Genomic DNA, 25263 nt, shown 5'->3' with positions numbered 1-25263 from the left:
AATTCATACATAGCAAGCTTTTTGTGCTTTCCTATCCGTCGAACTCACGTTAATTTAGAAAGATTATTATCTTGGTTTGGTTTTGCCAAATTTAATGCATATATAATATATTTTGATTATCTATCCCAAATGAGTAATTATCTTTTATTAATAACTCAGTTAACTAATTCGTAATTCGTTATAACGCTCTCTACGAGAGGCTGCGCCTAGTACCGCAAGGCAGAAGTCACGCATTCACGCATTCACGCATAATTGTATTCCAAGCTCTTGCGCCATTTGAAATGGTGAGGCAGTCCGGTCTTCTCCCAAAGGGAGAGGCTAGCGCCAAGGGGGTTTCCCCATGAGGAACTGCCGTTAGCGCAGCGTAAAGCCTTCTCTTCTCTTTCAGAGACGCTAACGCGAACGAGAGGCAACGCCTTCGGCATGGCTTCGCTTAGAGCGAGCCTGCGTACTCTTACAGAGAAGTAAGCTACGCGTAGCGTCTCGTAGAGAGCGTCACCCGTTAGCGCCGGCGGCAAGCGAGTCTTCTCCCAAGGGGAGACGCTTTAGCGCAACGAGCGTCAGGGTATGTTTATTTCCGCGTCCGCTGTACTAGCTTGCTTTGCCATAGGGTATGCAAAGCAACCTACCGTTGCTCTAACGTAATTCGTAATTATTGGCGAGATACTTGCGCGTCATTATCTTTTTTAGTGGTCTTGAATTAGTTGGAGTCTAGATATCCAACTAATTCAATTACGAATTACAAATTAAGAGACTACTTGCCACCAACCAAAAGCTGGGCCGATAAAACGGATTGTTACCCATCCTACAGCCATAAGACCAATGCCTATCCAAGCACCACGAGTAGTCCAAGTGACAAATTGTTCGCCTTGAGTTTTTGTGATCGGAACCCAAGGCAAGATCCGAGTCTCTTGACCGTATGTTTTCCCTAGTGTGGTTTTGGTTGAGTCGATGTAAGGTATTATCCTTCGCACCTCTCAGTTAGAACCGGACGTGAGACTTTCACCTCATCCGGCTCCCGATATTCTTAGGGTTTTTGTCCCCTTTGCTCATGTGGATGTAATTATGACAGGACTCATGGATAGCAATTAGATTGTTTCTTTTCCAGTTGCTGTGATTCCCGTCAATGTGGTGGAGGTGTACTCGTTCTTCACTTGTACATTTCATGCCACAGTGACCACACGTATGGTTTTGTTTCTTAAGGGTAGTGGATGTTACTCCGTCATACAGCTTACTATTGCGTTCGCTCCAGTATGCCATATCTCCATCATAGGGTGATTTATTTCCCCTGACGTTGATGTGTTTGTTTTCGGAGTAAGGAACTGATGGGAACGCTTTGTCTATCAATTTCTTGGTAGAGTAACGGTCAAGTTTTGTTTCCTTGTTAAATACCAAAAAGGCTCTGTTACTGGTGTGCCAAAGTGAAAACTTTGCCCCGTCCATCTTGCAGAACTTGTGGTAATTTCTCCATCCCCTCACTATTGGTGCTAGCTTTTGGGCTTTTACCTTAGAACCATAATTTGAGCAGTTAACGATGGCTTTTACCTTCTGACGGAACTTTTTGAAGTTCTCCACAGAGGGAGTGCATCTAAATTTCCCGTTACTTTGCACTTTGAAGTGCCAGCCAAGGAAGTCAAATCCATCTGTCGCAGCGGTAATATGTGTCTTTTTCTCGTTAAGCTTCATTCCTTTTTCAGCTAGAAATTGGTCTATCCTTTCAAGTATTTCGTTTGCATCGTCTTCTGGTCGGAGTATTATCACCATCTCGTCCGCATATCGGATTGATGGTTCTGTAATATCCTTCTCTGAGGTATTGATTGTAACTCTTTGACCATGATTTACATGGTATTGATAGATACTTTCGATACCATTCAGGGCGATGTTGGCTAAAAGTGGACTCACCACCCCACCCTGGGGTGTACCTTGTTCTGGAAATTCTGGATTTGTTCCTGCTTTTAGGCAACGGAATATACCTGATTTGATGCCTTTTGGGGCTATAAGGTTTTCCATGATTGTGGTGTGGCTTATCCTATCGAAGCATTTTTCAATATCGAGTTCTATCACTCTTTTATTGATTCCATTTGCATTGGAACATAGGGTTAAAAACAGACTTTTCTGGGCATCTTGTGCCGAACGTCCCGGTCTAAACCCGTAGCTTTTGGCATGGAATGTTGCTTCGTGTGCAGGTTCTAAGGCATATTTCGCTAGGCATTGCCATGCTCTATCCGCCATAGTTGGAATCTTCAGCATCCGGGTACTTCCGTCCTTTTTTGGGATGGGAATGCTTCGTAGCTTCTGGTGAACCCAGTTGTTGCTGAACTCTTTCAACAGGTCATTTAACGCCAACCGTTCTTCAAAATTGAGGGACTTTTTGCCGTCGATTCCTGCCGTCTTCTTTCCTGCGTTTAGCTGTGTTACTTGACGAATCGCCAAAAATCTAGCTGCTTTGGATTTCAAAATAAGCTTCTGAAGTGACAGAGCTTTCCGCTTGTCTCCTGCTCGAATAGCTTTGAACACTCGACATTGTAGGCGGAATAAATCCTGACGGAATTTCTTCCAGGGCAGATTCTTCCAAGATTCACTAACCTTGCGGCTGTGCCTAATCATGCTCTAACTCCGTTAAGTGTTTTCTGAATACCTTGCAGTAATTACACCGCATCCTACCCGAATCAAAGGGATTCCGTATCTCATCTTACCTACCAGGGATTCGACTGTCCCAAGACCCTTGATTCGTTTTTATTCGTTCCCTCAGAAGATTGATCAGCCACTTGCGTTGGAGCTTGTGGCGTTGTTCCGTTAGGTGTAGCCAATTTAACCATCAGAAACCCGAGATTCATGCTGATATCCGACGTAATTCAGCGGGTTTTTGCTCTGATGAAGTCGAGGGTTTTAAGTTATGCCTCGCTTGCAAATAGGTTACTTTTTTAGGCTCTGTTTCACCGTAGGAACTCCCTGTTAACGCCAGTGTCAATCCATAACGACTGTCTGATTGCGTCCTGTTCCCAGCTTCACTCTGCAAGAATTGAGCTTGCTCGATGTGGGCAGATAAGGAGTCACGCTTGAATCTAGCGGGTAGGACTTTCACCTACATCTTTCTGAGAGTTCAACCCTTGCGGGTTGGTGAGGTTATGTATGGACTGGATACCATGATTCACTCACAACGAATCGCACACGACGTTTTGCTTCACCCATAATCAGCAACTCAAATTTTACTTAGGTTCTAAATTTATCTTGACAGTAATCATGCTTACTTCAGAGGCGATGAATCCATCACCTTCTATTAGCTGATAATAGTGCTTGCTTTGAGACGATCGCGCTTTGGTTGACAAAATTTAAATTGGGCATTGGCACTGGGAACTGAATTTTAAGCAGAATTTTCCTCATCGGTATTGGAAAACAGGCTGGGATCGAGATAGTTAATGCGTGCCACAGGGCTTAAAGCTGCAAGAATTTGAGCGCCGTAGCTGCGGTTAACGACACGACTATCAAGCATAGCCACAATCCCTTGACTTTCTCGTACTGGAGCGATCGCCCGTTGTAATTCATTTAAAGCTGCTGGCAACAAGTATAAACGGAACCAATCTTGATGCGATCGCTTATAAAGAGCTACCCTACCAGCTACCAGGGGATTTTCCAAAGATGGTAGGGGCAACGTAGCAATGATTAACAGATGGGGTGCTGGCAAGACTCGTTGATGTTCTCGCCAAAATTCCCAACCGCTAATCAAAATACCATTTTCATCTAAACAAGTTTTTTCTACTTGCACCCGCGAACCAAACTCTGAAGCCAGAATCGTTGCCACTTGAGCCTTGAGTGGGACATCCCCCACCAAGACAACCGTTAACCCTGGTGCTGTCGCACTTAGACAAACTAGTGTGCGGACTTTGTGAATAAATGCCGCTTGAAATTCTGGTGTGTTGGGTAGAGGCAACTTATAGGGTACATACAGTTGAATTGCTTCCGCTTGACTTTCCGAGGAGAACTTCAGGCAAGTTAAATCGTCCAAACCCAGGCGCTGGCGAAAAAGGGGAGCCTCAGTTTCCGGTTCGATAGCGCTGCCAATTAAAACTACTGGTTGTCGCTGCCAAATAGGCGAGAGTATTTCCCCTAATTCCATTGGGGCGTAGTGCAAAGAAAATAAACCTTGTCGATGGGCAATAGTCGCCCAGAAGAGAGCAGGGGGAGATGAGGGAGCAGGGGTGGAAAGATTTTCATCAAGGGTTTGAAATTGTTGCCAGAATTGTTTCCAAGGTTCTGGCAGTGCTTGTACTGACTCTAAAGCAGAATAGAGACGGCTTAAAATTTCTATTTCTGGCTGGGAAATTAGATAGCACTGATATGGATTAGCAGGATGCTGAAAAAGTTCGTGTGTTAGTTGTATCCGTGCTTCACGAATTGCCTCAGCTTGGTTTGGACAAGCTAGCATGAGTTGATCCCAATCATCAGGTTGAATATCTTGGGTAAGTTGATGACGCACCCAATCTTCGAGATCGTCTACTCCATCAATAATTGTGGGAATGCCTTGGGGAAAGCGTGAGCCACCAGCCAATTGTGCTTTTAACCAAGCTTCTGGGGAGGTCAACAGTAGCCCTTGGAACTGGGCATCAGGCCAAGCGTCACCTGTTCTAATCGATTTATTGGCTGGTAGCCACTGCTGTAGACGGGGAATTTCCACCCGCAGCAGAAGTTGCTGCACTGTTTCTTGAGCAACAATAATTACAGGGCCGTGCCACATCAGGGCTGATGCTACGAAACTAGTACGATACCGCCCTTGATAGCCACAAACTGCCCCGACTTGAATTAGGGCGCTACGTCCCAGGCGCAAGGCGCGTGCTACCAACCGTGCCATCGTCAAATGATGGGACCAGGAAGGGAACCCCGCTTGCGATCGCAAAAAGTTATGTAGTGACAAATGAACTTCTGCCTCAATCACACGCTTTCAATTCCATACAAAGTGATTTTTACTTCCAATTGCCCCATTTCTATTATCTTGTCATTTGTCATTTGTCATTTGTCCTTTGTCCTTTGTCAGTTGTCCTTTGCTAATGACCAATGACCAATGACTAATGACCAATTACCCAATACCCTAAATTATGCCAACTTACACAGGAATTTCCAGCGAAGCCTTCAGGCATCCACTAGATCGTCAAGCCGAGCAAGCTTTACGAAATTTGCCAGGATTTGATTTAATCGCTCGTAAATTTGTAGAATTTATCTACGAACGCCCTCAATTAGTTTATCTAATGGGTAACACTATCCAAGTCGGGCCGCGTCAATATTCCACTATTTACCAGATGTTTCGGGAATGCGTCCGAGATTTGGACATTTACCCAGAACCAACACTGTTTGTCTCGCAAAATCCCCAAGTAAATAGCTATGCACTGGGGCAAGAGAATCCTTACATAGTCATAAATACAGGGATACTAGACTTACTAGACGAAGCCGAGATTAGGACGGTGCTAGCCCATGAACTGGGGCATATAAAATGTGGTCATACTATTTTAATTCAAATGGCGATGTGGGCGATGAGTGCTGCTTCTGCTTTAGGAGAATTGACCTTTGGCATCGGTAATATTGTCACACAAGGCTTGATTTACGCTTTTTTTGAGTGGCGACGCAAAGCCGAGTTATCGTCAGATCGCGCTGCATTACTAGTAATGGATGACTTGAATCCTGTGATGTCAACGATGATGAAACTCTCTGGCGGTAGTAACAAATATGCCAATGAATGTAGTTTACAAGAGTTTATCAAGCAGTCAGAAAATTATCAGGCATTGGATGAGGATGGACTGAATCAGATATATAAATTTTTGATCTACAATGGCGCTCAGGGTATGATGTTGAGTCATCCTTTCCCTGTTGAACGCTTACATTACTTACGAGCGTGGGCAGTATCCGAAGAATACCAGCAAATTCGCCGAGGAAATTATCAGCGATCGCCTGCTTCTGGATCGGTAAATGTTGCAGCAGAATCTTCCGAAAATCAAACTGAAGTTTTACGCCGTCAAATTGAAGAATTACAACGAGAAATCGACAGAATCCGAAGGTCTGAGTAATTTTGAGTACTAAATAAAGATTAGTAGGGTAGAATAGTGCCTACTAAATTGTTGCATTTAAATCCCCGACTTCTTGAAGAAGTCGGGGATCTGCGTAAACACATATCATCTATGGGAAATTATAATACTTAAGAGTTGAACCAGATAATTACTCCGGTTCCCAATACACAAATAATTCCCGCCAAGCCAGCTAGGGGTTTTTTGTTCTTACCTGTAAACCAGTCAGAGACTTTACCTGTGTAAGTAATTAGTTCTGCTGTATCTATAGTAGCGATCGCCCATACCCATCCCGCGTGCAATCCCCAAGCTAAACCCAAATTACCACTTGTAGCAAAGCGTGCTAACACCAACACCATTCCCATCAGCCATAATCCAGGAAGTTGGGGTACAGTTTCGCGTTGCTCCCAAACCAGGTGTAACAAGGCAAAAATCAAGCTAGAAATTGCTGCTGCTGCCCAAGCTGGGTAATCCTGCGCTAATTCTGTGAACAGGAAACCGCGAAAAACTAACTCTTCTATCCCACTGACTAATAAGGCTATCAAGAAAATCGGTAGCAAGATGGGTAATACTAACTTGAAATTCGACTTTTCAAAAGCACACCAACCTAACCCGAATTGCCCACTAAAGACAATGGCTAGACTCAGCACTCCCAAACTAAAACCTAGTGCTAAAAAACTAAGAGTTGAAAGATTGCCAACAAAGCCGTAATTTGAAAAAGATTTATTAGTCAACCAAACAACTCCCCAGAGGAGCAGGGGAGCTAATAGGTAAAGTGACACCAATAACGGCATTTTTTGCTCTGGCTGTAAAGGTTTAAGAGGTTGCCAATTAAGCAATATTGCTAATACTGTTGCTACTGGCAACCAGCAAACTATCCAGCAAACAAAAAATGCCGTCACTATAACTAGTGGCGGTGCATTTTCTCTAAACGCCAGTAAGACGTTGACCGAAGACTCAAAGAAAGTTATCAAAATAAACAAAAAAAACACGATAGACTTCTTGCATTATAGATTTCTTGCTGATTAATCAAGACTCTACTAAATTTAGTAAATTCTGCAAGGGGTCTAATCGTATTTTTTACCTGGCTACCAATTTGCTGTCGGGGTAAGGACAAGTTATCATCACCTGAAACTTATCCCTACCATTAGCAAATTTACTCTTCGTCTTCCAAATCTTCGTCTGATTCGTCAGAATCTATATCTTGTGAGGTTAGTTTTTTATCGCTTTCACCTAGTTGAATCAGGTGAATATGTTTGTATCCCAGCCTAATTTCAAACTCATCTCCAGCCTTCAAGCCCATTGCTTTGGTATATGTAGCACCAATTACAATCTGACCATTTTGATGGACACTAACCCGATATGTCGGTTCGCGACCACGACCATCTTTAGGTGCTTCTGGACTTAGAGGAATTCCTCTAGCAGATAGCAAAGCGTCATAAAAATCGGTGAGATTGACACGAACTTGGTTATTCTTAGTAACAGTGTAATAGCCGCACTGTTTAGCTCTTTCTCGGCGTGGTAATGTGGAAAGTTCTTTTACTTTAGCAAGTAGTGCTTTTCCAGTTAATGGCGCGGTTGCAGTTTCAGTCATTATGCTCAAATTTTCCTTACTCTCTCCAAACTGATAAACGATGTAGTCTCATGCCAGCATTTAATTTTTTAGCATTTGCATAGAGCTACTGAAGACCCTAGTGTAACGGGTGAATTCCTGCCGATAGGAGCCAAAAGCACTTCTATATATGGTTGTCCACAACCAACTAGAGGTCATAGTTGCCACAGACATTAATTTTGGTGATGTTAGGGCACTTTTAACCATTATTCGCCATCAGAAAGAAAACTATTTTCTTCTTTAGCGCTACTGTAGCGGTGTAACTTTCAGCCACCATTACAAATGGGGTTAGGTTCTACTGCAAATAAGTCGTAGACCCAAAAAATTGCAGGTTTTTCACTTTCAGTGCTTGCCTTTCTTGCCAATGAGCAAGTAGAGTTTTCTCCACTCGTCCTCTCAAGCTTAGGACAGCATAGTATTTCAATAGAGTCTTACGGGCATACACCCTTTTGTCCTACCAGTAGAGACGCGAATTTTCTTGTCTCTACATTACGAATCAACAAAGCAGTATTAACCGCGCTGATACGGCTATTGATTCTGGTTTTGCTACTTCGTAATTTTATATTAAATACTAGCATGGACTAATAATAGCAAAATAGTTGTTTAATTTTGAATTAAAATTGCTGGTAAATTTTTATTTAAATTCCTGGACTTAAAGAAGAAAAAAGCAGTGACGATTTTCTTAACCCTTTATTGCAAGCGCGAGCAATGCTATCTGGGTTTTATAAAAATTTATATAATTGAGACGAGCAGTTTTGGCAGATGAGTTCAATCCCATATTTTCTTGATTGAGAGCAAGCCAAAAAGCGAAAAGTCTCGCACCTGTGGGTTTTGCGGTACTCTAACTTTTCTTTGAAAGTGATGAGGATTTTACCTCGGTTTATTATCTTCAGGTCAAAAGCGCCCAGAGGATTTTGCACGTCTGTCTATGGGAAGAACAAATCTCTTAACATCTGCCTAGTACTTGATTGCCACTACTATATATTAAACATGGGCTTTCACACTTCTATATAATCAAAAAATTCTGCCTTCGCTACCACTTGACGGAATTTTACTGTCAGGACTGCTTGACTCAAGTTGACATCAAGATATGTTGCTAACTTCACATGCATTTCATTTGGATACGATCGCTAGATCAAAAATCAACTTAAGTTACTTTTTAAGCAAACTCTCTTTCCTTTACATTCCCAAACAGGTAAATTCAATGCAAAGCTGCGATTACATTTTTGGCGTTTTAACTCAGAATTTGACAAAAATCTTGCCTACAACGCTACTACAAGTAAAATTTTAATGGTTATCCTTAAACTAGAAGTCAGTCGCCCTTAAATCGTCAGCCTATTAACACTAGAGTTTGAATTAGGGGCGAAAAAGTATAACTCACTTTTCGCAATTACCTGCTTTGACTCATGATTGTTGAGGCTGGTGAGTAATTTTAAAATTTTGGTTAGTAGTTATGGAAGTTATTTTTAAGGTCATTCGACAGCAACAAAATTCCTCCCCTGTTGTGCAAACCTACCTTGTGGAAGCCGAACCAGGTAATACAATCTTGGATTGCCTCAATCATATTAAGTGGGAGCAAGATGGAACTTTAGCATTTCGCAAAAATTGCCGCAATACTATTTGTGGTAGCTGTGCTATGCGAATTAATGGGCGTTCGGCTTTAGCTTGTAAAGAAAATGTTGGGAGCGAACTTGCCAGATTACAACAAATACCATCATCTCAAAGTAAAGTAAATGCTATTGCTGAAATCACGATCGCCCCTCTTGGCAATATGCCCGTGATTAAAGATTTGGTTGTAGATATGAGCAGCTTCTGGAATAATCTCGAGGCAGTTGCCCCTTATGTGAGTACGGCAGCACGACAAGTACCAGAAAGAGAGTTTTTGCAAACACCACAAGAGCGATCGCGCCTCGATCAAACTGGTAACTGTATTATGTGCGGTGCTTGTTACTCTGAATGCAACGCTCGTGAAGTTAATCCAGACTTTGTAGGCCCCCATGCCCTTGCCAAAGCTTACCGAATGGTAGCAGACTCCCGTGATAGCGATACCGAAAATCGTTTAGCAAGCTACAACGAAGGTACTAAAGGCGTATGGGGTTGCACCCGTTGTTTGTACTGCGATTCTGTTTGTCCTATGGAAGTTGCACCATTAGAACAAATCACCAAAGTTAAACAAGAAATTCTCACCCAGAAACAAGCCAGTGATAGTCGCTCAATTCGTCACCGGAAAGTATTGGTAGATTTAGTTAAAGAAGGTGGTTGGATTGATGAACGTCAATTTGGTTTACAAGTAGTCGGTAATTATTTTCAGGATTTAAAAGGATTACTCAGTCTTGCACCCCTCGGTTTGCGGATGATCCTCCGGGGTAAGTTTCCCCTATCATTTGAAGCTTCTGAGGGGACAGAACAAGTGCGATCGCTCATTGAATCTGTGCAACAAGTAGAAGGGAATAGGGAATAGGGAGTAGGGAATAGGGAATAGAGAATTTTCTTTCACCATTCCCCATTACCCCTTATCCCCAGAGGGGGCCCCACCTTCCCCAGTCCCCACTCCCCATTTTTCAACGCGGTTCTTGAGGTATATTCAACGGCTGTCCATAACGGTCATATACTAAAACATCCCACTGACCATTATTACTAGACTCAAAGGCAATCCTGCTACCATCCGCGCTAATTGTAGGGTTACGGACTTCCGCTTGCAGATTATTGGTCAAATTCCGTGATTGGCGTGTTTCTCTGTCGTAGAGAAAAATAGCCGATCGCCCCTGACGGCTAGCCGCAAACACAATATAACGACCATCTTGTGAAACGCTAGGATGATTTGCGATCGCATCAAAGGAATTTAAACCTGGCAAATCAACCAAATCACGAGTTACCGTATCAAACATATAAACATCTTGGCTACCGCGTCGGTCAGTAATAAAAACAATGTATCTCCCAGAAATTTGGGGGTTTAATTCCGACGCGAAACTATTGAGACTCCTACCCCCCGGATCAAAGGGATAACTCAAAATGCGAGGGTAGCCAAAACACCCAGTCAATAAACTTAAATATATAAATACAGGTATAAAAAAATTACGTTTCATATAATTTAGTCATTAGTCATTAGTCATTAGTCAATAGTCTCACAACTCCCAACTCCTAACTCCTAACTCCCAACTCCCAACTCCAAACTCCAAACTCCAAATTCCAAACTCCTCACTCCTAACTCCTAACTCCTAACCTTCTCCCCTACGGAGGTGAACCTACAGTTGCACCGTTGGGAATATCTAACTCAATATTTGGCCCTCGGTCTAGGACTTCAATATCCCACTGACCACGAGTGGCGGTTTCAAAGACAACATAACGTCCATCTGGACTAATATTTGGTTTTCTGACCCAGCCGCGATAAATTGGTGTGACAATTTGCGACTGTTGTGTAGCGCGATCGTAAAGCGCTACCACTGGTCTACCTTGGTCACTAGTAATATAAGAAATATAACGCCCGGTATAGCTCAAACTAGGACTTTCGGCAATTGTCTCCTGTCGGTTTATCCCCGGTGTGCTAATAAACAGTTGCCTTTCCAAATCGTACATTAGTAGCTGCTGATTACCATTGCGATTAGATACAAACGCTAAAAAGCGCCCATTTCCACTCAAAGCAGGTTGCTCCTCGGTGTAGCGACTGTTAAGAGAAGTAGGCCCTATAGGAATATCGTTAGAACCACAAGATACAAGCAAACTTGTTAAACCAAAAACCAGGCTCCAATGAATTGGTCTTTGGAGCCAAAATGTAGGCGTAAATTTTTCCACCTCAACTGTTTTCCGTCGCCTCTAAACCTAATTGCACGTCAACTGTTTTAAACATCGTCATCAAAATCGCTCAAATTATCTGGCCCCTCATTTGGTTTTTCAATTGGGTTGTATGGCACGTAATCAGTTGGGATCGCATCATCATCTTCGCGTGGTCTTCGAGAAGTTGAGTCAGTGGGCGGACGACGTCTTCTCGGTCTGGGAGAAACATCATCTTCACGACTTTCGGGACGCCCAGACCCGTTATTACTACGGCGAGAAGGTTTTCTAACTTCCCCACCCGAATTTTCCCAATCGTCAACTTGCCTAGATGAAGAACCCCAGTTTTCTTCTTCAAAGCTTTCAGAAGGGGGATTCACAGGACGACCAGAAGTCCGCCGACGCGGTCTATCAGATGGAGCCTGTCTTTCACTACTGCTGCTATTGCGGCGTTCTGTACGACGGGGAGGTTGTTCCTGATAGTAGTCATCACGAGTTGAAATCTCATCCCTGGTACCGCGAATCCGAGCACGCACTGGGCGTTCTTCCTCGTCTTCATAAGGCAATGGATCTAAGTCTGCCTCCATCTCAGCCTGATAATTTCTGCGATTATTGTACGAATAGCGATCGCTAACCGGTCGATCTTCGTCCACAATCGGAGTGTTGCGCTTTGCTTGCTGGGTAGCTATACTCCGCAGACGAATACTTTCAACTGCAAAAAACACAGTTGTGCCAACTAAAAGCAGTTGACCAAATTGTAGAATCGGGTCTAGCCGCCATCCTTGAAAGACAAGAATGAAGCCACAAAGCAAGCCGACTGCTGCAAAAAAGATATCTTGATCCCGTGACAATTCTGGGCGCACAGTGCGGAGAAAATACAGTGCTGCCCCAGCCACAGCCAGGAAAATTCCTAGAATACTGGCTGAGTTTGCCCCAAAATTTACCTGAGCCAGAATACTGGCTGAGTTCAGCCCAAAATTTATCATTGCTGTTTTCCCAATATCAAATCTATGTTAGCGAGTCACAATTAAAATCACTACTGTAATTAGGCACGATATATTAAAGCTTCAAAGCCTCTAGCAAGGAAGCTCTGAAGCTGTTGACCGAAAAATAAAAAACCTATGTTTGTCATCTACAACTACTACCAGCAGCAGAAACTGCTGCTTTTGGTGCAATTAAGTAGATAGCTGACAGACAATCGATTATGAGAGTTAAATTAACTCTCACAAGCATTATGAACGCTGTATTTTATCTTTTTGGCTAATGAAAATTAGACCAACTGTAGCGGGTACTACCACAATTGCAGCACCCCAAGCCAGACTCCAAAGAAAATTTGCTAAAGAAGGCGTCATACTTCTCAACCTTTTTTTACACACTTCATTCTAATTTTAATAGTGTATTACTTTCTTGAGAAGCCTCTAACTCTGAACTGCTAAACTTGGTAACTGCTTTCACCATTTGTTGAGTTCACCGCGTCAGCCAGTTGGCTTTTCTATTTCAGAAAGAAATGACAGCATTTAGTTAAAATGATGATCAGAGTGCTTTACAAAGCTTAAAATTTTGTGGCAATGTCTACGACGGGCTATGCCTACGTAAAGCGCGGTGAGCCAGCACGGTCTTCTTCCAAAGGAAAAGGCTAGCAGCAATAGAACTCACCCCATGAGCAACTAGGGAACCCGAAAGGCTTGCTTGCAGTTACGTAATTTTTTCTTTCTTTACAGATGATAGTACTTGAAACCGATGACTGGTGTTAACCTGACTGCTTGGATTCTTGGCCCTGTGTTAGGGGTAATGACATTCTTATTTATATTTCGTATCATTCTCACTTGGTATCCGCAAGTGGATCTGAATCGTTTGCCGTTTAATTTAATAGCTTGGCCCACTGAGCCATTTTTAATACCTTTGCGAAAACTGGTGCAACCTATAGGTGGGGTAGATATTACACCTATTATTTGGGTTGGTATCTTCAGCCTGCTGCGAGAAATTCTGTTAGGTCAACAAGGATTGCTGACTATGCTATCTCGTATGAATTAGAGATGGGGCATTAAAAATTGGGTATTGAGCATTGAGAAGAGACAAGGGAGAGATTTATTCAATAATTCCCCCTTGTCTCCCTTATCCCTCTCATCTCCCCCTGCTCCCCTGCTCCCTACTCCCTACTCCCCTAACCGTTCATTTCCTGCACAAAATTTGTATAGACATTACCCTGTAAAAACAGTGGAGTTTCCATAATTTTTTGATGAAATCCGATGGTGGTAGGTAGTCCAGTAATGGCACATTCCCGCAGTGCGCGTTTCATTCGGTTAATAGCAGTAGGTCGGTCTGGCGCCCAAACAATTAATTTGCCGATTAAGGAATCGTAGTAGGGTGGGATTTGATAATCTGTGTAAACGTGCGAATCAATCCGCACACCAGGGCCTCCGGGGGGCAGATAGCTACTGATCCGTCCAGGAGAAGGGCGAAAGTCATGGTCGGGATCTTCAGCATTGATTCGGCATTCGATCGCATGACCTCGTAATACTACTTGCTCTTGGGTAAGCTTGAGTCTCTCACCTTGAGCAATGCGAATTTGTTCGGCAACTAAGTCTATCCCAGTAATCATTTCTGTTACAGGATGTTCTACTTGAATCCGGGTGTTCATTTCCATAAAGTAGAATTTACCGGATCTATCCAAGAGAAACTCAATAGTACCAGCCCCACTGTAGTTAATGAATTGGGCAGCTTTGACAGCAGCTTGTCCCATTTTATCACGTAGGTCTTGGTCGAGAGCCGGACTAGGAGCTTCTTCTAACAGCTTTTGATTCCGGCGCTGAATTGAGCAATCCCGTTCGCCCAAGTGGATGACATTACCGTAGTTATCCGCCAAAATTTGAAATTCGATGTGGCGGGGACGTTCAATAAATTTTTCTAGGTAAACGCCAGAATTCCCAAAAGCTGCTCCTGCTTCGCCTTGGGCCGCGAGAAAAAGTTTCACAAATTCGTCTTCAGAACGAACTAGGCGCATACCCCTTCCACCGCCACCTGCTGTAGCTTTGATCATCACTGGATAACCGATATCCTTGGCGAATCCTAATCCTTCTTGCTCAGATTCTACCAATCCCTCACTACCTGGTACCGTCGGTACTCCAGCTTTTTGCATGGTTTCTTTGGCAGTGGATTTATCGCCCATCAGCCTGATAGCTTCTGGAGTTGGGCCGATAAAAGCAATATGATGGTCGGCACAGATTTCCGCAAACCGGGCATTTTCTGCCAAAAAACCATAGCCTGGATGAATGGCAGTAGCATTTCGTGTCAGTGCAGCAGCAATAATATTGGGAATATTCAAATAACTTTTACCGCTAGCAGGTTCGCCAATGCAAACTGCTTCATCAGCAAGTTGGACGTGCAGAGCATTTCGGTCAACGGTGGAGTGAACCGCAACTGTGGCAATTCCCATTTCTTCACAGGCGCGGAGAATGCGAAGGGCGATTTCTCCCCGATTGGCAATTAATATTTTGTCAAACTTCATTTTTTAGTTTCGATATCATTACCAGTAGATTGACATTTTCTCTGATCCAACTTAAAACAACGCTTCCGCATTATTTCAAATTATCGCAGGAGATTCGCCACCCTGATTCTAAGCAAACGCAAAATTGCAGGCTTACTGCCTCTACGGGTCTTACTACACTAACAACATTGCTGCTGTAAGTCTTGGCTAGACTACCAAGCTCGGCTTTTGCAACGCCGATAGCGAGTCAGACGCTCCTGCGTCGCTAACGCTGCGCTATCGAGCGTGCGTCATAGCCCGTCGTCGAAATCACCTACAGCAGACCGATACGCCATTGCACCCCGCCAAACACAGTAGCTCTACCCTTTTCAATATCACTTGTACATCTGCTAAATTTCTGTCAGTCTGATACCGCCTTGAGAAAATTTATATTTTTGAGCAACTGAATTTAGATATCACCTTACTATAATTATTTTCTTATGCTATAGTCTATATTTAGACAAACCATGCGGATGTGGCGGAATTGGTATACGCGCACGCTTGAGGTGCGTGTGGCTTTGCCTTGCGAGTTCGAGTCTCGCCATCCGCATTTTTGATTGTTTGAGCATAGGGTCAATAGTCATTAAGTCAAAAACCTTATACTATTGACCCTTAAATATAAGTTTGCAGTGATGACTTTAGTTTTTTTCCCAAACACTTCATTACTTACTAAACAAAGTTGCCTTGTCAAAGTACTAGTTCTTTATGCTTTTATAGAAATAGGTGAAGTTTTGTAAAAAGCATTGACTATTACTTTTACGCCGACAAACAATCTAACATTGCCACCAGCTTGGCATCGCCTCACTCCGATTTGGCAAGGAGGGGAGGAAATAATTCAACAAAGTTTACCTCATACTCAGCTAGCACCTGCATGGCAGCTAATGCTCTTGGGTGACGGCTCTCCAACACGTCACTTAGAATTGCTCACAGGTGAGCCTGTAGAAGTAGATGTTATTGATATGTCATTGATTGGCATGGACTTAGATGCTGCTCCTGAGTTAATCCAAGCTGTCCCAGAACCGCGATTACGACGACAAGTATGGCTGCGTACCGCTTCTGGTCAAAGATTAGCCTATGCTACTTCGTGGTGGGAAGCCAGTCATGTCGATGAGTATTTACAAAACCGTTCATTACCAATTTGGGCAAGTTTAGCTCGGCTTCGCACAGAATTGTATCGGGATGTTCGAGGAATTTACTATGGTGACTCATTGGCACTAGAGTCTGGTTTTGGTGAAACTGGGCCTTTTTGGGGTCGCCACTATTTGTTTTGGCATCATGGGCAGCCATTAACATTAATTTATGAAGTCTTTTCACCTTATTTAACCAAATATTTGGGGCCTATGCAGTTGAGTGCTGTTAATGCTGAGGCATAGTATAGCAATCCGATTTGATGGGCGTGAATTACTCGTAGAGACCCGGGACTGGGGACTGGGAAGAAGGAATAAAAGTGTACTGAGTTTTTTTCACGCAATCAAATATGAGTCCTATATTATTTAAAAGTTTTTTATCTTTTACAGTGTGCCCCAGAGGATGGGAATTTTACACTAATGACCTTGAAGATAGGTAATCTATGTAAAATCGCGGACACTGAACTGATCTTGCCTAGAGCGAGTCAATACTACAGATGGAAGCTATGGAAATAGATAGAAGGTAGTTTAGATTACAGATTACTTGCAGCTTTTTCAAGTTAGTTATATCCTCAAAGTGCTTGAAATAAAGGATGTTAACTTTTGGAAACTTTCCAAAACAGACAGCCTTTAAAAGGAATGTCCTGCGAAATTTAACAAAGCGTGTTAAAAAAGGTAACTAAACGTTAAAACATCGCTTTGAAACATTAGAGAAAGTTGATTACGGAAACATCATCAATGTCTATAGGTGGAGAAATTTATGAAATTCACTGCCTGAGATCGCAAGAAACTTTTTGGTTGACTTAACCAATTCAGCAAGTAATGAGTTTGCAAATATGAGGTACAGGTTTCAATGGCACCGCCTCTTGTGTCTGTTCAGATGAAGAAAAATAAGAAATCGTCTCTGGTGCTGACGCTCTCGGCTGCTGGGTTATTGATTGGTGTGGGGAGTGTAGCCTACTGGTTGTTAGCCCAGAGACAAACATCTTCTGGCGATTTGCTAGTAGGTGCAAATATTATTCCTGGTGATGCCCTGTTTGCAGTTTCCTTAACAACAGATCCCCAGCAGTGGCAGAAATTGCGGCAGTTTGGGACAAAAGAAACCCAAACAGAACTGGACAAAAATTTAGTCCAGTTACGCGATCGCTTTCTGACTAATAATGGTTACGACTTCCAAAAAGATATCGCTCCTTGGGTAGGCGAGGACGTGACGATCGCAATTCTTGCCCCAGCAACAGGGAATAAACCTGCACCCAAACCAGTTACCACCAATGAAAATGCTGCCAGCGATCAGCAATCGATGGTAATGGTATTACCAGTGAAAAACCCAGAAATCGCCAAAAGTATTTTGGCACAACCCAAAATTTTTAAACAAGGCAAATGGAGCGATAGCACTTATCAAGGGATCGCCATTAAACAAAGTCAGGGACAAGCAGGGCAAAACTTCTCGGCTGCATTACTAGATGGGCGTTTTTTAGTCATAACTGATAGTCCCAAAGCCACAGAAAGAGCAATCGACGCCTACAAAAATAAAACATCCCTAGTTACAACAGGCGGCTTTACTGAGAATTTCCCGAAAATTGCTAACTACCAACCATTTGCTCAGTTTTATGTGAATGTGCCAACAGCAGCGAAAATAGCCGCCGCTTCTCCAAACCGACCTTTACCTGCTCAAGTTTTGGCTCAACTGCAAAATAACCAAGGTTTAGCAGGGACAATAACCTTAGAGTCAGAAGGAATCCGCTTCAAGGGCGTTTCTTGGTTAAATCCTAATAGTCAACGTGTGCTGGTGGTGGAAAACAAAGCTGGGAAAATGCAAAGCCGCATACCAGCAGAAACCTTAATGATGCTTACTGGTGGTAACTTACAGAGGTTGTGGAGAGACTATGTTTTAACATCTCAAGGAAATCCTTTATCACCGATCGCACCAGAACAGATCAGAGGTGGTATAAAATCTCTTACCGATCTCGATTTAGAGAAGGATTTACTTAGTTGGATGAAAGGGGAGTTTTTATTATCAGTGATTCCTGCTACTCCAAAAGAAGGTTCGCCAAATGATTTTCGTGCGGGTTTGCTGTTCATGGTACAGACAACCGATGCCTATAGTGGGCAAAGCCTACGCAAATCTGCTGAAGCATCCATCAGTCAACTGGATGAAGTGATGAAAAATCAATATCAGTTTCAAGTACAACCGGGGAAAGTCGCAGGTCAACCCGTTGTTAACTGGGTATCACCTTATGGTACGTTAACCGCAACCCACGGTTGGTTAGATGGAGATGTCGCTTTTCTGATAGTGGGCGCTCCGATCGCGGATAAAATTGTTCCCAAACCCAACTATACACTAGCTGGCACTCTTCCCTTCCAACAAACAGTTCCTACAGAACCCAATCCGACGAATGGTCAATTTTTTCTGGATGTGGAACGAACTGTGAAAAATTTCCCTTTACCAACTCTAATTCCCAATCAACAAACTTTGCTAGATGCAACGCGGACAATTGGGATGACATCTGCTGTCAGCGACAATCGCAGTAATCGTTACGATATTTTTATCGAACTTAAAAAAGTTACTAACGCGACTACATTGCCTAGTCCAGAAAAGAGTAAGAGTAACTCTGTTAGATAGGGAGTGGGGAATGGGGAGAATGAGGGAGAAGAATTAATAACCAATGCCCAATGCCCCATGCCCAATCCCCAATTGCCCCATTCCCGATTCCCTTCTAAACATATAGGATCAAAACAGTCAGAATCGATATTTTAAATCATCCACGGAGAGAACACTTTATGAATTTGGTTGTACTTCAGAACTGGCTGGACAATGCGTCCTTTGCCATATTATTCCTGACAATGCTGGTGTATTGGGGAGGAGCGGCTTTTGGGAATCTGCCTTATCTAGCCGCTTTGGGGACAGCTGGGATGGCGATCGCAAATTTGTGTATAGCTACTCTACTAGGGGCACGATGGATCGAAGCTGGTTATTTTCCCTTAAGTAATCTCTATGAATCTCTGTTTTTCTTAACTTGGGGAATTACCGCCGTCCATCTGATTGCCGAAAATAGTAGCCGTAGCCGCTTAGTAGGAGTTGCGACAGCTCCAGTGGCAATGGCGATCGCAGCTTTTGCTACCATGACACTACCATCCCAGATGCAAGCGTCAGAACCCTTAGTACCTGCCTTGAAGTCAAATTGGCTGATGATGCATGTCAGCGTCATGATGTTGAGTTATTCTGCTTTGATGGTAGGTTCCTTATTAGCGATCGCTTTTTTAATTGTCACTCGCGGTCAAAATATTCAACTACAAGGCAGTTCTGTTGGTACTGGTGGTTATCGCAGCAACGGCTACCGCTTGCATAAAGCCACTGAACTAACTTCTCAACTACCAGCCCCTGCTGTCGAAAATAACGGCTTTGCCCGTTTTGAAACTACTAGCAACGGCAACGGGAACGGTAACACGGCTGTTTTGGATTTAGTAACTACTCCTGAATCTCAAGCCGTAGAATCTGCTGAACCTCTTTCACCCCAGCGCCTTAGTCTTGCCGAAACCCTCGACAACATCAGCTATCGCATCATCGGATTAGGATTTCCCCTGCTGACAATTGGCATCATTGCCGGTGGCGTTTGGGCTAACGAAGCCTGGGGTTCCTACTGGAGTTGGGACCCGAAAGAAACTTGGGCATTAATTACCTGGTTAGTATTCGCCGCCTATCTTCACGCCAGAATTACTCGCGGTTGGCAAGGGCGTCGTCCGGCAATTTTAGCCTCCGCCGGCTTGCTTGTGGTTTGGGTTTGCTATCTCGGTGTGAATCTTTTGGGTAAAGGTTTGCATTCTTACGGTTGGTTTTTCTAAAAATCTCACTAAGTACAGCTTTGCGTAAAATCATGGCGAATTGAGGGTTGAAATTTAAACGCATAGGCGCTTCTCTACAAGACGCTACGCAAACGCCTTCCCGCAGGGTAGGGGCGCAGAGGTAAATGCAAAGGTACGCAAAGAATTAATGAAATGTTGTACTAAGACAGTACTGAGTATTGAGTATTTTACTTTTACTCATAACTCAGGACTTAGTAAAATCTTGCGTAAAACTATGGTGAGTTAACCTGAGTTCGGGTTAAGCCAGAAGCTAAAAAGCCTATTCTGTAAGCGTTGAGAAAAACTCTAAGTGATAAGAGAAGCGATTAAAGTACAATCATTTTGTCAATAATGTTCATAAATGAGACTGATCTCAACAATATGGTTTATTGACAAAAGATTCAAACAGAGCTTCAAACTAAACAACGAGAAATCAAGGGTTTTGAGGATTTCTTATCCCGAACTCAGGTTGAGTTAAGTATTTAAGTTGAAACCCAGAGGAGGGCAGAGTTTTTCTTTGCCCCTACTCTTACAAGATCGCTAAGAGCGATTCCACGAGACAAAAATTATTACTGACAACGACCAGGGACTAATGACCAATGACCAATGACAAATGACAAATGACCAATAACCAATGACTAAATTATCATTTTATTTCGGATGAACTGTTATATCTCTGGAAAATATAGATTTATTGACGGGAGATTTTTATGGAAGATGGATTTGAGATACTAAACCATGATGAAGTTGTGTCTATAAAACCGGACACTTTTAATAAGTTAAATATTGCTAAAACTTTTAAAGTCCGTGATTTGATTACAGCAATTAAGGAATATGTTGGAGCAGAAGAAACGGATGAAGTAAATTTGTATACCCAAGGATTAAATTGTGAAGTTTTACAATTTAGTACTTTGGGATGGAAAAAAGGAAAAGTTAGACTTGCTTTAGAATTTTGTCCTGATGAATCTGAGTCACCACTTGATGAAATTTTTCAAAAACTCAAACAAGTGGAAAATTAATACTCAATGAGCAAAATAACCCCGCTTGTTTAAGAAGTGGGGTTCTGATACTCTCTATGTTTGCAAATAAAATAGAATGTGCTAACAACTGAAAAACAGTAAACCTATCATGCTAAAGTACGATCCATTAGCTTGTTTGCCCTCATCAGAGGAACTGCCCGACTCTGACGATACCCCAGTGGATAACGAATTACAAAATATAATTCCAGGTTTACTCAAAGTTATCTTGGCAATGGTTTGGGCAGAACGGATGGATTGGTTTTTTGGTATAGATATGGGGATTTATCATGACCCAGATTTACCAGCGATAGTCCCAGATGGATTTTTGAGTTTGGGGGTAGAGCGGTTTTACGATCAAAACCTCCGCCTCAGTTATGTGCTTTGGGAAGAGAAGAGAGTACCGATATTAGCGCTGGAGGTAGTATCTCAGACATATCGCGGTGAGTACTCAACCAAGAAAGCAGAGTATGCAAGATTGGGAATTTTGTATTATGTGGTTACTACAAGATTATCCCGTTATATTGAAAGGCATTATCCCAAACATAATCAATCACTGCTTTAGCATCATCCAAGGGTAAAACGTGACATGCTCCTTGGCGATCGTAGGCTAGTAAAGGAATTTCTGGTACATTGTCAGCTGTTTCGCTATTTTGAATTACTTGACCGCGAATATCTTCTAGATTGCTTAGAGGCCCTTGAATATCAAAGTTAATCTTTGTGCCTAATTTATTGTCCATCCAAGTTTCGATGCGAGAATCTAATTGTTGAGGAGTTAATGCTGTGGGGCTAGTAAGTAAATGATAGTATGCCAGAATAATTTCCTTACATTCTTCCTCTTCTGCTAATTCCAGAAACATTTGAAAAACACTATGATTGGTAGCTAAATTCTTGAAAAATAGCGTGTCAGTTACAATTTTCTGAAATTTAATTTTTTTATTTTTGTAATTAGTATATTGTGTAAAGGCAAATCCACCCAAAGCGATCGCTAATGATAAAGCTGCCACCAAGACGGGCAGAAAATTTCTGATTTTATCCAACTCTACATTTAATGATTCAATCAAAAAAGTAGCATTTAATACTAATAAAATTGCAGCAACTAGCAATAATAAATTCGGCAATGTTCTTAATATCAAAGGAATTGCCGCGCCAATCGCCGGAATTCCAAATAGTAACCGATCTTTCCAGGTCATACTTGTTTTTACATTGGGAAAGATTAAGTCAATATCTAGTTTGGGAATATTTTTGTAGAAGTAAACATACATCTTACCGGGAATGAATTTTAATTCTTGGATCTTGTCTTTCTTCGCACGAAAGTAAGCTGCTTCTTTGAACTTGACTAATAAAACAATCCGTTCAAAAATATCAATCGTTTTTTCTTCTTGCCAAAAGAAGAATTTTTTTACTGAAATTTTTTTATAACTATCACCCCGGCAATAACAGATCAAGCGGTCAAAATCCTCAAAATTTACTTGAGTTTTCAATTCAATTAGAGATTTATTTGCCAGCGCTCGTTTGAAAATCGATTCAGGCAAAAGAATATAATTAGCTCTTTCGACAATATGCCCAAAGGCTTCAACTACTTTCAACTCCATGTCATCATATTGCTCAAATGTTGGTGGAGTTATTGGTTGAATCTCTGCATTAGGGTTAAAGGGTACGTAATTATCTTTGATAACTTCTAAGGTTTTGTGGAAGCGAAAGTGATAGTATGCAATGAGGATTTGGCAGAAATCTTGAAATTTTTTGACATCAGCTTCATCTAGCTGACCGTCTTGGAGGCAAAGTTTGATAATATCACTGCGAGTATAGGGAATAAACGCTTCTCGATTTTCGGAAACAGCCATATTCAAAGATGAATCAGAATCTAACTAGGGTTTGCCACATCCCACGAAAACGGCGGTCATGAGACATTATGTCTTTATTGGCAACTAAATTCTAGTATCTTGGGTGGTAAATCTAGCAGTTTTTTACTGAGCCGAGGGAAAAAGTAAGTAGGGATATTTGCTTTGCCTTGCACATCTCCAATGCATTTTGTCATTTCTAAAGACTGATTGAAAAGTGCGTAGGCGCAGCCCGTCGTAGACATCGCTTGGCGTAGATTCTGATTTTCTCATTTAAATTGCTATCAAGATTCATTTATAAAATAGAGATGTACTCATAACTGAGGAATGGGAAATCAATTATGCTAAATTACGATCCATTAGCTTGTTTGCCCTCATCTGAGGAGCTACCTGACTCTGACGATACCCCCGTGGATAATGAATTACAAGATTTGATTCCCGGTTTACTTAAAGCGCTTCTGGCAATGGCTTGGCCAGAACGCATGGATTGGTTTTTTGGTATAGATATGGGTATTTATTATGACCCAGATTTACCAGCAATAATCCCAGATGGGTTTTTGAGTTTGGGCGTAGAGCGATTTTATGATGAAGACCTCCGCCTCAGTTATGTGCTTTGGGAAGAAAAGAAATTACCGATATTAATGTTGGAGGTAGTATCTAAAACATACCGTGGTGAGTACTCGACCAAAAAAGCAGAGTATGCAAGATTGGGAATTTTGTATTATGTAGTTTACAATCCATTTCGTCGCCGCAAGCCACGTTTAGAAGTTTACAAATTAGTTAACAATGCTTATGAATTACATGATGGTAATCCAGTTTGGTTGCCAGAAATAGGTTTAGGAATTGGCATCGAACGAGGAACTTATCTAGGCGTACCACGGGAGTGGATGTATTGGTATAACCAACAAGGACAACGGTTTTTAACACCAGAAGAAAAGGAAAAACTTGCAGAACAAAAAGCTCAACAGGCAGAACAAAAAGCTCAACAGGCAGAACAAAAAGTTCAACAGGCAAAACAAGAAGTTCAACAGGCAAAACAAGAAGTTCAGCAGGCACAGCAAGAAACCCAATTATTACGAGAACGATTGCGATCGCTTGGCATAGATCCTGATTCTCTCATTTAAATTGCTATCAAGATTCATTTATAAAATAAAGCGATTTCATGATGAAAACCTCCGTCCCAGTTATGTGCTTTGGGAAGAAAAGAAACTACCGATATTAGTATTTGAGGTGGTATCTCAGATAGATCGCGGTGAGTACTCAACTAAGAAAGCAGAATATACAAGATTGGGGTTTTTGTATTATGTAGTTTACAACCCATTTCGTTGCGACAAGCCACGGGCAAAGGCTTTTAACACCAGAAGAACAGATGAAACAAGCTCAACAAGAAGCACAGCAAGCCCAACAAGTTCTGCAAGCACAGCAAAAAGCCCAACAAGCACAGCAAGAAGTCCAATTATTACGAGAACGGTTGCGTAGACGCAAAGCGGCTTGTCGTTAGACATCGCTTGGCGTAGATTCTGATTTTCTCATTTAAATTGCTATCTAAAAAGTTAGGGGGCTAAACCAGTAGTTTGAAAACACACCCTAGTGACTGAATTCTTGTTATCGCTATTTAATACTTAGTACCCAATCCCCATTACCCCTTATCCCCTTCAGGGGCCCCACCTTCCCCAATACCCAATCCCCAATCCCCTCTCCCTTTATCCTCTTCGCTCATGATGAAGTTAGTGGCTCTGCGCTAAAGTAAAAATATTGCGATAAAAATCTCTGGCAGTAAGTTCAATAGACCAATAATCTTTACCACTGCGGCGATCATGTCTCAAGAGCATAACGAATCACTCCAAATTCAGGAGATCACCAAACTCAAACCGAAACACTTTGCTGATTTAGTCAGATCGGCACAATTGGTTTTTGACCCCACAGCCGGAGTTTCGGGAAGAAATATCACAGTTGACTGGGAACAATTTGGAATTCCCCGTGAAGTAGCGGACAATCTCAAATCACTTGGTCAGCAGTACCAGTATGCATCTCCTCACATTCCTGTTGAAGACATTTGGAGTAAATTAACTCCAGAAACTCGTATTTGGTTTGTTGAAAATAAAGATCGATTGTGGCAGCTTGAAGAAGCTTTCCCAGCCCTTGACGAAGATTGAGAGGGCAGGAGGAGGTAGGAGGTTGAATTTAAATAAGGCTTCTATAGGAGATCGGAGTTTTGGTGAGGGAGTTTAAACTTTTCCTCCCTTTGCTCACAGCAGGAGACAGAGAGCAGCATTTTGCCTATCTTCTCCCTTCTGCCTCTCTACAAGGATAAGCAAAAACTGCGATCGCAGTTATAGCAAATATTGACATCGACTCTATTGGTGAATGACTACCTAGCATTTCTCCAGGTTAAACAATGCGATTGTTTCGCCTGACAATGCGATTGTTTCGCCTGACAATGCGATTGTTTCGCCTGACAATGCGATTGT

Annotated in this window: 22 protein-coding genes, 1 tRNA gene and 1 pseudogene; 12 read left to right on the top strand and 12 right to left on the bottom strand. The window is 42.3% G+C overall.

Annotated features, from left to right (window positions below; all coding sequences use genetic code 11):
* Positions 1–746: 746 nt before the first annotated feature.
* The 4 genes from RMY63_RS37140 to RMY63_RS37125 all read right to left on the bottom strand — a co-directional run bounded on the left by RMY63_RS37140 (position 747) and on the right by RMY63_RS37125 (position 4933).
* Entirely contained in the window at positions 747–962 is a 216-nt protein-coding gene (locus RMY63_RS37140; RefSeq protein ID WP_322733485.1) for a DUF2839 domain-containing protein, read from the bottom strand.
* Between the two features lie 40 nt (positions 963–1002).
* On the bottom strand, positions 1003–2607 hold the full coding sequence (locus RMY63_RS37135; RefSeq protein WP_322733484.1) for a group II intron reverse transcriptase/maturase: 1605 nt from the start codon (positions 2605–2607) through the stop codon (positions 1003–1005).
* Positions 2608–2833: 226 nt separating this feature from the next.
* Positions 2834–3085 (bottom strand): hypothetical protein, encoded by a 252-nt coding sequence (locus RMY63_RS37130; protein ID WP_322733483.1) that lies wholly within the window; start codon positions 3083–3085, stop codon positions 2834–2836.
* Positions 3086–3364: 279 nt separating this feature from the next.
* Entirely contained in the window at positions 3365–4933 is a 1569-nt protein-coding gene (locus tag RMY63_RS37125; protein ID WP_322733482.1) for an ATP-dependent DNA helicase, read from the bottom strand.
* Between the two features lie 160 nt (positions 4934–5093).
* On the opposite strand from RMY63_RS37125, the gene RMY63_RS37120 reads away from it, so the two are divergent.
* Positions 5094–6056 (top strand): M48 family metallopeptidase, encoded by a 963-nt coding sequence (locus tag RMY63_RS37120; RefSeq protein ID WP_322733481.1) that lies wholly within the window; start codon positions 5094–5096, stop codon positions 6054–6056.
* 128 nt (positions 6057–6184) lie between these two features.
* On the opposite strand, the gene RMY63_RS37115 is transcribed toward RMY63_RS37120, so the two are convergent.
* A complete protein-coding gene (locus tag RMY63_RS37115; RefSeq protein WP_322733480.1) occupies positions 6185–7045 on the bottom strand; it encodes a type II CAAX endopeptidase family protein in 861 nt (286 codons plus the stop codon).
* Between the two features lie 164 nt (positions 7046–7209).
* Positions 7210–7647 carry an AbrB family transcriptional regulator gene (locus RMY63_RS37110; RefSeq protein ID WP_094350106.1) on the bottom strand — a complete coding sequence of 146 codons (438 nt, stop codon included), beginning with the start codon at positions 7645–7647 and terminating at the stop codon, positions 7210–7212.
* A 1471-nt stretch (positions 7648–9118) separates the two neighbouring features.
* Between RMY63_RS37110 and RMY63_RS37105 the strand changes: the two genes are divergently transcribed.
* Positions 9119–10126: a succinate dehydrogenase/fumarate reductase iron-sulfur subunit gene (locus tag RMY63_RS37105; RefSeq protein ID WP_322733479.1), complete on the top strand. Its 1008-nt coding sequence runs from the start codon at positions 9119–9121 to the stop codon at positions 10124–10126.
* A gap of 100 nt (positions 10127–10226) precedes the next feature.
* Here the strand turns inward: RMY63_RS37105 and RMY63_RS37100 are convergent, their stop codons facing one another.
* From RMY63_RS37100 to psbX, 4 genes are all read right to left on the bottom strand, one after another.
* Positions 10227–10751: a Tol biopolymer transporter periplasmic protein gene (locus RMY63_RS37100; RefSeq protein WP_322733478.1), complete on the bottom strand. Its 525-nt coding sequence runs from the start codon at positions 10749–10751 to the stop codon at positions 10227–10229.
* A gap of 145 nt (positions 10752–10896) precedes the next feature.
* The gene (locus tag RMY63_RS37095) at positions 10897–11457 is read right to left on the bottom strand and encodes a hypothetical protein (RefSeq protein ID WP_322733477.1); all 561 of its coding nucleotides are present in this window, start codon (positions 11455–11457) and stop codon (positions 10897–10899) included.
* Positions 11458–11504: 47 nt separating this feature from the next.
* Complete coding sequence (locus RMY63_RS37090; RefSeq protein WP_322733476.1) at positions 11505–12422, bottom strand: Ycf66 family protein; 918 nt, start codon at positions 12420–12422, stop codon at positions 11505–11507.
* Between the two features lie 246 nt (positions 12423–12668).
* The gene (gene psbX / locus RMY63_RS37085) at positions 12669–12788 is read right to left on the bottom strand and encodes a photosystem II reaction center X protein (protein ID WP_322733475.1); all 120 of its coding nucleotides are present in this window, start codon (positions 12786–12788) and stop codon (positions 12669–12671) included.
* 388 nt (positions 12789–13176) lie between these two features.
* On the opposite strand from psbX, the gene RMY63_RS37080 reads away from it, so the two are divergent.
* Positions 13177–13470 (top strand): YggT family protein, encoded by a 294-nt coding sequence (locus tag RMY63_RS37080; RefSeq protein WP_322733474.1) that lies wholly within the window; start codon positions 13177–13179, stop codon positions 13468–13470.
* Between the two features lie 130 nt (positions 13471–13600).
* Here RMY63_RS37080 and accC read toward each other — a convergent pair whose 3' ends face one another.
* Positions 13601–14944 carry an acetyl-CoA carboxylase biotin carboxylase subunit gene (gene accC, locus RMY63_RS37075; RefSeq protein ID WP_322733473.1) on the bottom strand — a complete coding sequence of 448 codons (1344 nt, stop codon included), beginning with the start codon at positions 14942–14944 and terminating at the stop codon, positions 13601–13603.
* Positions 14945–15431: 487 nt separating this feature from the next.
* Between accC and RMY63_RS37070 the strand changes: the two genes are divergently transcribed.
* From RMY63_RS37070 to RMY63_RS37045, 6 genes and pseudogenes are all read left to right on the top strand, one after another.
* Positions 15432–15512, top strand: a tRNA-Leu gene (locus RMY63_RS37070).
* A gap of 193 nt (positions 15513–15705) precedes the next feature.
* Positions 15706–16335, top strand: coding sequence for a chorismate lyase (locus tag RMY63_RS37065; RefSeq protein WP_322733472.1), 630 nt, complete (start codon positions 15706–15708; stop codon positions 16333–16335).
* 607 nt (positions 16336–16942) lie between these two features.
* Positions 16943–18712: a DUF3352 domain-containing protein gene (locus tag RMY63_RS37060; protein ID WP_322733471.1), complete on the top strand. Its 1770-nt coding sequence runs from the start codon at positions 16943–16945 to the stop codon at positions 18710–18712.
* Between the two features lie 158 nt (positions 18713–18870).
* Positions 18871–19932, top strand: coding sequence for a c-type cytochrome biogenesis protein CcsB (gene ccsB, locus RMY63_RS37055; RefSeq protein ID WP_322733470.1), 1062 nt, complete (start codon positions 18871–18873; stop codon positions 19930–19932).
* Positions 19933–20642: 710 nt separating this feature from the next.
* Positions 20643–20951: a KGK domain-containing protein gene (locus RMY63_RS37050; RefSeq protein WP_322733469.1), complete on the top strand. Its 309-nt coding sequence runs from the start codon at positions 20643–20645 to the stop codon at positions 20949–20951.
* Between the two features lie 109 nt (positions 20952–21060).
* Positions 21061–21450, top strand: a pseudogene (locus tag RMY63_RS37045) (Uma2 family endonuclease); the annotation flags it as partial.
* Between the two features lies 1 nt (position 21451).
* Here the strand turns inward: RMY63_RS37045 and RMY63_RS37040 are convergent.
* On the bottom strand, positions 21452–22795 hold the full coding sequence (locus RMY63_RS37040; protein ID WP_322733468.1) for a TMEM143 family protein: 1344 nt from the start codon (positions 22793–22795) through the stop codon (positions 21452–21454).
* Between the two features lie 338 nt (positions 22796–23133).
* Between RMY63_RS37040 and RMY63_RS37035 the strand changes: the two genes are divergently transcribed.
* The 3 genes from RMY63_RS37035 (at position 23134) to RMY63_RS37020 (ending at position 24948) form a co-directional block, all read left to right on the top strand.
* Positions 23134–23916: a Uma2 family endonuclease gene (locus RMY63_RS37035; protein WP_322733467.1), complete on the top strand. Its 783-nt coding sequence runs from the start codon at positions 23134–23136 to the stop codon at positions 23914–23916.
* Between the two features lie 245 nt (positions 23917–24161).
* Positions 24162–24293 carry a hypothetical protein gene (locus RMY63_RS37025; RefSeq protein ID WP_322733486.1) on the top strand — a complete coding sequence of 44 codons (132 nt, stop codon included), beginning with the start codon at positions 24162–24164 and terminating at the stop codon, positions 24291–24293.
* 316 nt (positions 24294–24609) lie between these two features.
* Positions 24610–24948, top strand: a complete 339-nt coding sequence (locus tag RMY63_RS37020) for a hypothetical protein (protein WP_322733466.1) — start codon at positions 24610–24612, stop codon at positions 24946–24948.
* Positions 24949–25263 lie beyond the last annotated feature (315 nt).

The sequence above is a fragment of the Nostoc sp. ChiQUE01b genome, from assembly GCF_034531255.1.
Classification (GTDB): Bacteria; Cyanobacteriota; Cyanobacteriia; order Cyanobacteriales; family Nostocaceae; genus Nostoc.
This window is presented reverse-complemented; position numbering and strand designations above follow the sequence as displayed.

What these genes read in the sequence shown, in the direction of transcription:
- RMY63_RS37050 (WP_322733469.1), top strand. Translation starts at nt 20,643, where the DNA reads ATGGAAGATGGATTTGAGATACTAAACCATGATGAAGTTGTGTCTATA.
- RMY63_RS37110 (WP_094350106.1), bottom strand. Translation starts at nt 7,647, where the DNA reads ATGACTGAAACTGCAACCGCGCCATTAACTGGAAAAGCACTACTTGCT.
- RMY63_RS37020 (WP_322733466.1), top strand. Translation starts at nt 24,610, where the DNA reads ATGTCTCAAGAGCATAACGAATCACTCCAAATTCAGGAGATCACCAAA.
- accC (WP_322733473.1), bottom strand. Translation starts at nt 14,944, where the DNA reads ATGAAGTTTGACAAAATATTAATTGCCAATCGGGGAGAAATCGCCCTT.
- RMY63_RS37040 (WP_322733468.1), bottom strand. Translation starts at nt 22,795, where the DNA reads ATGGCTGTTTCCGAAAATCGAGAAGCGTTTATTCCCTATACTCGCAGT.
- ccsB (WP_322733470.1), top strand. Translation starts at nt 18,871, where the DNA reads ATGAATTTGGTTGTACTTCAGAACTGGCTGGACAATGCGTCCTTTGCC.
- RMY63_RS37025 (WP_322733486.1), top strand. Translation starts at nt 24,162, where the DNA reads ATGAAACAAGCTCAACAAGAAGCACAGCAAGCCCAACAAGTTCTGCAA.
- RMY63_RS37090 (WP_322733476.1), bottom strand. Translation starts at nt 12,422, where the DNA reads ATGATAAATTTTGGGCTGAACTCAGCCAGTATTCTGGCTCAGGTAAAT.
- RMY63_RS37060 (WP_322733471.1), top strand. Translation starts at nt 16,943, where the DNA reads ATGGCACCGCCTCTTGTGTCTGTTCAGATGAAGAAAAATAAGAAATCG.
- RMY63_RS37035 (WP_322733467.1), top strand. Translation starts at nt 23,134, where the DNA reads ATGCTAAATTACGATCCATTAGCTTGTTTGCCCTCATCTGAGGAGCTA.
- RMY63_RS37120 (WP_322733481.1), top strand. Translation starts at nt 5,094, where the DNA reads ATGCCAACTTACACAGGAATTTCCAGCGAAGCCTTCAGGCATCCACTA.
- RMY63_RS37100 (WP_322733478.1), bottom strand. Translation starts at nt 10,751, where the DNA reads ATGAAACGTAATTTTTTTATACCTGTATTTATATATTTAAGTTTATTG.
- RMY63_RS37135 (WP_322733484.1), bottom strand. Translation starts at nt 2,607, where the DNA reads ATGATTAGGCACAGCCGCAAGGTTAGTGAATCTTGGAAGAATCTGCCC.
- RMY63_RS37105 (WP_322733479.1), top strand. Translation starts at nt 9,119, where the DNA reads ATGGAAGTTATTTTTAAGGTCATTCGACAGCAACAAAATTCCTCCCCT.
- psbX (WP_322733475.1), bottom strand. Translation starts at nt 12,788, where the DNA reads ATGACGCCTTCTTTAGCAAATTTTCTTTGGAGTCTGGCTTGGGGTGCT.
- RMY63_RS37080 (WP_322733474.1), top strand. Translation starts at nt 13,177, where the DNA reads ATGACTGGTGTTAACCTGACTGCTTGGATTCTTGGCCCTGTGTTAGGG.